Here is an 865-nt window from a genome sequence, read left to right as displayed (position 1 = left end):
CAATGTAACTTGCCCAGCTTTCCGTAGACTACTTGAGCGCGCCAAGATGTTGATCGACCCTTAAGCCCACGCCGTACGCGTTATAAGTTTGTACAAAATCTTTCGAGTTGGCCGCCACACTGTTGTTTACCGTCTCTACCTTTTTATAACTCACGTCAGCGGAAAGAAAATCAGTAATGCGGTGGTTGTAGCCGACTTGGAAAAAGTAAGCGAGTTCTTCCTCGTTGCCGTTGCTTACCATCGTTGCCCCCACGTTGGTGTACATGGAGCCCATTTCCCCTTTGCGTATGCCGCAGCAGGAAGCGTAGTCACGAATGACAAGAGTTGATTAAAGAGAGTTTTTCATTATCGACACTGCCTTTGTTGTTCATTTGCCGAGCGGCAAACGTGTTCCTTGTTTATTCCTTAATACCTTACTAAGCAAAAAACAGTCCGCTTTTCATAGTAAAAGTTTAGGCGGGTTAACAAAAAAGTGAGAAGGTTGATCGGCAGCGACCACCTTGTTTAGGTCACATCTTGAGAAAAAAACGGACATGGGTGAGCAAATAGCCAAAGCATTGCGCAAGCGTTTGCGAACGATTTCTTTACTAACGGCATGAATTAAAAGATAAAAAAGAAACTAAGGGGRAAATCGAGGGGAGTGGGTATGGAATCTCTGCGATGGTAGCACAAAAAAATTAAAAATCAAGACTTGTCGAAAAAAAATCGCGACCTATAATGCTGAAAACCGGAGCGTCTGCCAACGCTCCGGTTTTTTTGTGTCCGAAGAACRGTAACCTCGTCTGCCAACTTGGTTACTACGCACTCTGCGATGACACATACAAGTTATGAATCAAGGAATTACACAATGCGTATCGAACAAGAA

General features: G+C 44.0%; 1 protein-coding gene. It reads right to left on the bottom strand.

What is annotated here, in order from left to right; genetic code table 11:
- Positions 1-28 precede the first annotated feature (28 nt).
- Positions 29-265: a hypothetical protein gene (locus CIK04_RS27990; protein ID WP_325205929.1), complete on the bottom strand. Its 237-nt coding sequence runs from the start codon at positions 263-265 to the stop codon at positions 29-31.
- Positions 266-865 lie beyond the last annotated feature (600 nt).

The sequence above is a fragment of the Vibrio sp. 03_296 genome, from assembly GCF_002265885.1.
The sequence above is the reverse complement of the archived record's forward strand: the minus strand, read 5'-3'. Positions and strand labels throughout refer to the sequence as shown.